This is a genomic window from Myxococcus vastator (assembly GCF_010894475.1).
GTDB classification, from domain to species: Bacteria; Myxococcota; Myxococcia; order Myxococcales; family Myxococcaceae; genus Myxococcus; species Myxococcus vastator.
Window position 1 is genome coordinate 1 of sequence record NZ_JAAIYB010000390.1, and the last position, 8,014, is coordinate 8,014.

7 protein-coding genes and 1 rRNA gene are annotated in these 8,014 nt (G+C 68.6%); 4 read left to right on the forward strand and 4 right to left on the reverse strand.

Features of this window, described 5'->3' with window-relative positions; all coding sequences use genetic code 11:
* From G4D87_RS29085 to G4D87_RS29095, 3 genes are all read left to right on the forward strand, one after another.
* On the forward strand, positions 1-520 hold a 520-nt coding region (locus G4D87_RS29085), incomplete at its 5' end, for a hypothetical protein (RefSeq protein ID WP_240358696.1).
* Between the two features lie 65 nt (positions 521-585).
* On the forward strand, positions 586-909 hold the full coding sequence (locus tag G4D87_RS29090) for a hypothetical protein (RefSeq protein WP_371928614.1): 324 nt from the start codon (positions 586-588) through the stop codon (positions 907-909).
* An 82-nt stretch (positions 910-991) separates the two neighbouring features.
* Positions 992-1,486 carry a hypothetical protein gene (locus tag G4D87_RS29095; protein ID WP_163785970.1) on the forward strand — a complete coding sequence of 165 codons (495 nt, stop codon included), beginning with the start codon at positions 992-994 and terminating at the stop codon, positions 1,484-1,486.
* Between the two features lie 50 nt (positions 1,487-1,536).
* On the opposite strand, the gene G4D87_RS29100 is transcribed toward G4D87_RS29095, so the two are convergent.
* The 3 genes from G4D87_RS29100 to G4D87_RS29110 form a co-directional block, all read right to left on the reverse strand.
* Entirely contained in the window at positions 1,537-2,781 is a 1,245-nt protein-coding gene (locus G4D87_RS29100) for a KamA family radical SAM protein (RefSeq protein WP_163785971.1), read from the reverse strand.
* Entirely contained in the window at positions 2,781-4,151 is a 1,371-nt protein-coding gene (locus G4D87_RS29105) for a KamA family radical SAM protein (protein WP_163785972.1), read from the reverse strand. Before G4D87_RS29105 ends, G4D87_RS29100 begins: the two co-directional genes overlap by 1 nt.
* A gap of 97 nt (positions 4,152-4,248) precedes the next feature.
* Positions 4,249-7,041 (reverse strand): serine/threonine protein kinase, encoded by a 2,793-nt coding sequence (locus G4D87_RS29110; protein WP_163785973.1) that lies wholly within the window; start codon positions 7,039-7,041, stop codon positions 4,249-4,251.
* Between the two features lie 653 nt (positions 7,042-7,694).
* Here G4D87_RS29110 and G4D87_RS29115 point away from each other — a divergent pair.
* Positions 7,695-7,823: an alkaline phosphatase gene (locus G4D87_RS29115; RefSeq protein ID WP_163785974.1), complete on the forward strand. Its 129-nt coding sequence runs from the start codon at positions 7,695-7,697 to the stop codon at positions 7,821-7,823.
* 76 nt (positions 7,824-7,899) lie between these two features.
* Here G4D87_RS29115 and rrf read toward each other — a convergent pair.
* Positions 7,900-8,014: ribosomal RNA gene (gene rrf / locus G4D87_RS29120) — 5S ribosomal RNA — on the reverse strand; the annotation flags it as partial.

Below are 8,014 nucleotides of genomic sequence, written 5' to 3' on the forward strand. Positions count from 1 at the left end.
CCCCACGACCTTCATCATCGCCCTGCGCGAGCTGGAGCCCCGCCCCGCCGCGATGCTCATCCACCGGTTGGTGGAGGGCCGCTCGAGGGAAGCCTGCGCGACGCACTACGGCATCCCCGCCCAGGCCTTCTCCGTGCTGCTGCTGAGGGCCGCCATCGCACTGGCCCTGCACCAGGGTGCTCCCGCCCGCGAGCCCGCCAGCGAGGACGAGGAAGCCGCCTGGGCACGGATGCTCTCGGACGCGCTGGAGCGCGAGGACGCGAGGTTCCCCGCCGCGCTGGCTCCGGTGGTGGAGACGTGCCGAGCGCTCCAGACGCTGGCGCCCCAGGTCGCCACGGGCCTGGAGGCCGCGGAGCGGGAGGCCCGCGCGTCGCCCCAGCGTCGCCGCGAGGAGTGGCTGCGGCGGCTCGCGGTGGCCGTGCTGCTGGCGATGACGGCCTGGCTGTACCTGTCGAAGCCCGAAGGCCCTTCGGAGCCTCGCCAACGTCCACCGGTGCACACCGCGCCAGTCCGTCGCTGAGGGAACGACACCGCGGGCCCACGCCGCTGGACGCCAGGGGCCGCGGCCACATAAGGGCAGCGGCCATGCGCGCCCTTCCACGGATGCTGCTGGCCTGCGTGCTGCTCACGGCCTGTGCGAAGCAGGTGGACTCGCGCGTCGCAGGCACCGACGACGCGGCCATCGACTCGCTGTCCCTGCGGCTCGAGGAGCTCCGGACGCGCGACGACCTGGACGACGCGACGTGCGCGGACCGCTGCTCGGTGGGAACGCAGAGTTGCGAGCTGGCGGAGGCGCTGTGCGCGCTCGTGGAGCGCCATCCCGAGCGGGACGACCTGCCGCCCCGCTGTGCCCAGGGCCAGGAGCAGTGCGCCACGGCCCGGAGTCGCTGCGCGCGGTGCGCCCCCTGAGAGGCACGCCGCGGGTGCACAGAAGCAGTCTCCGTGTTTAGACTGCGACGGTTCCCGCTGTCCTGACCGAGGTCCTCCCGCCATGTCCCCCCGCTCTGCCCTGCTTCTGGTCGCCTCGTGGCTCGTCATTCCCGGACAGGCCCTTGCCGCCGACGGCGCGGAGCTGACTCCGGAGAAGGTGGCGGAGATTCGCCGCGACGAGGCCCAGGCCCTGTCCCAGGTCGACGCGGAGTACGGCAATCGCAAGTCGTCGGAGATGAGCACCGCGGAGCGCCGGGAGGCCATCGACAAGCAGCAGGCCGCCTCCGCGGCGGTGCTGGAGAAGCACGGCGTGTCGGCCAAGGACTACGCCCGCTTCGAGGCGCGCATGTCACCGGCGGACAACGCGCGCGCGAAGGCGGAGGAGCAGCGGCTGGCGGAGGCCGCCAAGGCCGCGAAGCAGCCCGCCCCCGCCGCCCCCGAAGAGGTCCACATCCAGCAGGGCTTCAGCGACGAGGACCCGGTGGAGCTGGAGGCCACGGAGGGCGCGGAGCCGTCCATCGACGTGGGCGTGCCCCAGGACGCCGAAGCGCGGTAGCAGGCCCCTCCGAACGAAGGGAGCGGGGGGAGCCCCGCCGCGCACGCGGCTCAGCCCTTGAGGTAGCCGTACCGCGGGGCCCGCTCCCGCCACACGCCATCATACGGGCAGGTGCAGTCCGTCTCCTCGGGCTCCGGGTACGTGAAGCGCTCGCCCTTGTAGTTGCGGAACACCGTCTCCTGCGCGCCGTACTCGACCGCGTAGTCGGGCTGGAGCGTCACCTTCCCGCCGCCCCCCGGCAGGTCCACCGCGAGGTGCGGCACGGCGAGTCCAGTGGTGTAGCCCCGGAGCTGCTGGATGATTTCCAGCCCCTTGGCGATGGGCGTGCGCAGGTGCTCGCAGCCCTCGGCCACGTCCATCTGGTGCAGGTAGTAGGGCCGCACGCGGCTGCGCAGCAGCAGGTGCGACAGCTCCTTGATGATGCGCGCGTCGGAGTTGAGCTGCCGCATCAGCACGGCCTGGTTCTCCACCGGCACGCCGTGGTCCACCAGCCGCTCGCAGGCCTCGCGCGCCTCGGGCGTCACTTCCTTCGGATGATTGAAGTGCGTGACGACGAAGACGGGGGCGTAGCGCCGGAGCGTCCGCGCCAGGGAATCCGTGACGCGCATGGGCAGACACACGGGCACGCGCGTGCCGATGCGAATCATCTCGACGTGGGGAATCTCGCTGAGCGGCGCGAGCAACTCCTCCAGCCGGGAGTCACTGAGCATGAACGGGTCCCCACCCGAGATGAGGACGTCGCGGACCTCGGGATGGCGCCGGACATAGTCCACGCCGCGGCGGAGCTGTTCCTTGGAGAGCTCCGCCACCCCGCCCTGCGTGATGCGCCGCCGCGTGCAATGACGGCAATAGACGGAGCACGTATCCAGCGCGAGGAAGAGCACCCGGTCCGGATACTTGTGGACGATGCACTCCTCCGGGCGCGTCTTGTCCTCACCCAGCGGGTCCGCGAGCTCGCCCGGACGGATGCGCGCCTCGGCACGCACCGGGATGGACTGCATGCGCACCGGGCAGAACGGATGCTCCGGGTCGATGAGGGACAGGTAGTACGGACTGATGCCGATGCGGAACAGCGCGGACGTCTCCTGCACGCCCGCGCGCTCATTGGAGGTCAGCGGCACGTACCGCTCCAGCTGCTCCTGGCCTCGCACCGCATGCCGCTGCTGCCAACGCCAGTCCGCCCACTCCGCGTCCGTGGCGTTGGGAAACAGCCGTTTGCGCCCTTCGGCGCTGAGCGACGCGCGAGCGGTCGCCGGCTCCGGCGGGAGACCCGCCGGAAGCACTGAGGTATCCATTACGCCGCCTTCTGCTGCTCCCGCCACCAGGCCTGACCCGCCTCGGACAGCTGGTCAATGGGGTCGAAGTATTCGTACTTCCGGCTGAGCGCCTCCGCATCGTTCATTTCGATGCCGGTCCGGTAGTTCTTGGTCCAGTACGAGATGCCGCGCTCGCGGTCATACTCCGCCACCTGGTGCACCCAGCGCTTCCCGACGAAGGGCACGTCACAGACGATGCGCGGCGTGGCGAAGCCCGGCATGTAGCCCATGATGTCGTGCTGCAGCCGCTGCGCCTGAGCCACCGACAGCCGCCAATGCTCGCTGTTGGGGATCATGTCGCACATGTAGAAGTAGTACGGCAGGATCTTCGCGTGGTCGAGCAGCGTGAAGCACAGGTCCAGCAGCGCCTGCGGGCTGTCATTCACACCGCGCAGCAGCACGCCCTGGTTGCGCACGTCACGGAAGCCCATGTCCAACAGCTTGCGCACGGCCTTGCCCACCAGCGGGGTGAGCTGCTGCGCGTGATTGACGTGCGTGTGCAGCGCCAGGTCCACGCCGCGCTCGACGGCCTTCTTCGCCAGCCGGTCCAGCCCCTGGAGGACGGAGTCCTGGAGGAAGTGCTGCGGGATGGCCATCAGCCCCTTGCTGGCCAGGCGGATGTCCCGGATGTTCGGGATGTCCATCAGCGAGCTGACGAACGGCTCGAGCTGCTGGATGGGCAGGTTCGCGATGTCACCACCCGACACCACCACGTCGCGCACCGTCGGCGTGCGACGCAGGTAGTCGAGCATCTGCGCGTAGCGGTCCTTGGGCCCGATGCCAAACTTGTGTTTGCTGACCTGCGGCACGTCATTGCCCACCAGGTCCATGCGGGTGCAGTGCCCGCAGTACTGCGGGCAGGTCGGCAGCATCTCCGCCAGCACCTTGGTGGGGTACCGGTGCGTCAGGCCCTCCACCACCCACATGTCCTGCTCGTGCAGACTGTCACGGCTGGCCTTGGGATGATTGGTCCACTCGGTGAGGCGGTCCGCGTAGGCCGGCAGCATGTAGCGACGCACCGGGTCACGCCACAGGTCCTCGAGGTTCATGGTGTTGAGCATCTGCGGAGGCACGAGCAGCGACATGGTCGCCCGCTCGCGCTGGTCGCGCTCCATGCTCTCAGCCAGGTCATCCGGGAGCAGTGCTCCCAGCGTCGCCTTGAGTTCCTTGAGGTTCTTGACGGTGTGCTTGCGCTGCCAGACGGAGTTCTCCCAGTCGGCGGCGGACACGTCCTTGAAGCCAGGGATCCGTCGCCAATCGGGCTCGATGAACTCCCGGCGGTGAGGATACGTAAAAGGCTGTTCAGCGGGGCCAGCCTCAGGCTTGCCCCGGATGGGCGTCGTTTGCATGGCGCATCACCTCTAGATTGCTCGCGGGCGAGGCGTCATAGCGCGCCCATGCCCCACTTCGGTCAACAATCGAAGGGGGCATCGGATGCCCGCCTTCTCACTCGATGGGAACGTTGACCAGCTTGGCTACACTGCCTTCCGTGATGTCGACCACCACGGGCTTGGTCGTCTTACCGTTGAGCTTGAACGAAATCTTCCGCTTGCCCACCGGTAGCATCAATGGACTGCCCAGTGTCACCGGCGTCTGGCGATTCGTCTTCTTCCCATCGACGTAGATGTCCGCGCCGGCCGGCTTTGTGCTGCAGGCGAACTTGCCCATCACCTTGGGGGCCCTCGGCGCCCTGGGGGCAGGCGGAGCCCTGGGAGGCGCCTTGGGCGGCGGCCTGACGTTGGCCACGGGCTGCGGCTCCTTCGTCATTTCGAACGCGACCGTGACCTCCTGGCTGCTGCCGTCGGCCTTGAACTCACCGGAGTACGGCTTGTAGCCCGCGAGCTTCGCGGTGAACGAGTAGGTCTTCCCTACCTCCAGATTCGCCATGCGCGCGTCTGGAATCTGCCCCAGGCGCTCGCCATTCACGGCGATCTCCGCGCCGTCATCACCCTTGAAGACAGCGGCGACCTGAACGGGCTCGGGAGGCGGCGTCTGACCATTTTCGCCCGGCGCGGTCTCAGGCACCGCTTCGCCGCCCGGCTCCTCGGAGGGAGCGGCGGGATCGGTCGTGCCCGCGGCAATGACGACGCCCGTGTTCGTCGGCGGCGCCTCTGGTGGCTTGTTCTCGGGCGGCGGGGCCGCCTGCGGATCCGCCTCCAGCGGAAGCGAAACGACGATTCTGCTTCCGGCGACGACATCCACCGTCTTGGCCGAGTTCTGCTGACCGGGAGCACTCGCGGTGACCCGGTACTGCCCCGCAGGGAGTGCCAGCAGCGTGTTGAGCTGGACCTCCTGGCCATTCAGCTGGATGCGGGCGGAGGGGTTGGACGGGGACACCATGAAGGTGACCTCGCCCGTGGAGGGCCTGGTGGCCATCACCACGCCGACGACGAGCAACAGCACGATGGCCGCCGCGGCAGCGAACAGCACCGGCTTCGGCAGCGTCTTGAGGTTGAGCGCGGGCTTTCCCTTGGCGGGAACCTTCGTCTTCGCCTTCGCGGGCGCAGCGGCCTTCGCGGGCGGGGGCGGCTCTTCCGCGGGAAGGGGAACCGAGCCCGTCACCTCTTCCTCGGGCTCGTTCAGGTCGTCGTGCGCGTGACCCTCGTCACCGTAGTCGTCCTGGTCGTCGTAGCCGGCGCCGCTGTCTTCCTCGGGCGGCTGCTCGTAGTCAGAGGGCTCCTCCTCGGGCTCGGGAGCGCGCTTTGCGCCCCGGCCGCGGCCCGACACGGGCGCTGGCCTGCTGCCCGTCTCTTCGTCCAGCGAGGGCGACGAGCCGCGCGAGCGCGTGGGCGGCGCGGATGGCGCGGGGCCAATCATCGTGGCGCCGGAGTAGGCCTCGCCCTCCTCGTTGCTGATGACGACCTGCGCCTTGGGACCACTCTTGCCCTTGCGCGAGGACGTATCAGGCGCGGGAGCGCGCGGTGAGTTGAAGGAACCGGACGTCCCGTGGTCCTGGATGGGGTTCTCCGTCCGGCCCGTGATGCTGTCGTCCACCACGACGCTGCTGTCGGCGACGCGGGTTTCGGGGGACATGAACGTATGCGAGGAGTCGACAATCTGCGTCTTGTCGCCCGCGCCGACGCCCATCTCCTCGAGTTCCTCGGCGGTGGGGGGCGGGATGTAGTCCTGGACCGGCTGCGCTGGCGAGGTGGACGCACGGCCCGCGGGCGTTCCCGTCACCACCACGGCTGGAGGGGGCGCACGCCGCGCCGCCTGCCGGTTGTAACCGGGGGCCACCGTGATGCCCGAGGTCTCAATCTGGTCGGGGCGCTCGATACCGGCATAGCGCTCCATCTTCTCCGCCTCGCGGAGCATGTCCTCGGCGAAGGCCTCCTTCATGTAGCTGGAGAGGTGCTTGGACGAGTAGATGGCGTCGCCGGCCAGGAGGAACCGCATCAGGTCCTCGGCCATGTCGGACGCCCACTGGTAGCGGTCCTCGGGCTCGCGCGTGAGTGCCTTGAGGACCACCTTCTCCAGGCCCTGCGGGATGCTCGGGTTGAACTCGCTGGGGAGCGGAACCTCCGCGTTGCGCACCTTCTCCAGGGTGGAGAAGTCCGACTCACCGACGAAGAGCTTTTCGCCCGTGAGCATCTCGTACAGCAGCACGCCCACGGCGAAGATGTCGCTGCGCCGGTCGATGGGCATCCCCCGGACCTGCTCCGGGCTCATGTACCCGAACTTGCCCTTGAGGATACCCGCCTGCGTCTTCTGGGAACGGTTCGCCGCCTTGGCGATACCGAAGTCGATGACCTTGACCTCACCCTCATAGGAAATGAGGATGTTCTGAGGCGACACGTCGCGGTGGATGATGTGGAGGTCCTGCCCGCGGGCGTCCTTCTTCCGGTGCGCGTAGTCCAGGCCGTCGCAGATCTTGGAGACGATGAACACCGCTTGGGCGGTGGGCATGATCTCCTTACGCCGCCGATAGCGCTCCAGCATGGTCCGGACGTCGCGTCCGGCGACGTACTCCATGGCGATGAAGTAGGTGTCGTCGTACTTCCCGAGCTCGTTGATGTGCACGACGTTGGCGTGGTTCAGCTGAACGCTGATCCGCGCCTCGTCGATGAACATCGTGATGAACTCTTCGTCCTCCGCCATGGTGGGGAGGATCTTCTTGATGGCCAGGATGCGCTCGAAGCCCTCGACGCCGAAGGCCTTCGCGATGAACACCTCCGCCATGCCGCCGACGTTGATGCGCTCGAGGAGCAGGTACTTCCCAAAGAGGGTCGGCTTCTTCATCTCGTGGAGCGGCCCGGCACCGGGAGGCGCGCACCGCGACAGGCGGTGCGCAGACCGGGCGGAAACCTGGACTCTAGTCGCAGCGCGGACGGCGAGTCAAACATGCATAGCAGCCTGATTCCCCAACGAATCCGGTAGCTTGAGTCCTCCAAGCACCTTCCGGACGTCGCGACGGAAGCGTCATGTTCCACGACGCGCGGCGGCAGGCGTGCAGAGGAGGCCTCAGCGGCCTGTTGGAGCGCGGTCACAGGTAGGCGCATGTCGCCTACACTAGCAGAAGAGCGCGTTCCTTGCTTGGCGCATCCAAGCGGAATGCTCCACGTTCCGGCGCCAGTTGGACCGGGTGCGCCCGCCACCTGGCGTCGGCGGACGCGCACCCTTCCCAGCTGTGCTCTCACCGGGCCCACGAGGCGCCTCCCATCGCCGAGCACGGACGGCCGGCGGCGCGCGACGCGCCCTCCCCCGCCACTGGCGCATTCCCCTAGAAGTGCAAACAGGCTTCACATGCCGAGCCGTCCCAGCGCGGGCGGTGGCGCATGGAGGACCTTCGACGCCGGCAACGCAGGCGCGCCCCAACGCGCGCTCAGCAAACGCCGCACGTTCCGCGGCAGCCCTCGGCATCGAGTAGAGGGAGTGGCGGAGGCCGACACAGCGTGGACGCGGTGGCGAAGGGGACGGCGCGGGCCGAGCACCTGCTGGTGCTGGCCACCACGGCGGCCCTGCTGGCGGTGGGCGGCGTGCGCCGGCTGCGCACCCGGCGCCTGGCCCAGCCGCCGCGGTGACGCGCGAAAACCCCAGCGGCCCCAAAACAGAAAACCCCCGGTGTCCACGAGGGACACCGGGGGCTTCTCAAAAAGAATCCGGCAGCGACCTACTCTCCCGCGCGGTTTCCCGCGAAGTACCATCGGCTCTGGAGGGCTTAACTTCCGTGTTCGGGATGGGAACGGGTGGAACCCCTCCGACATAGCCACCG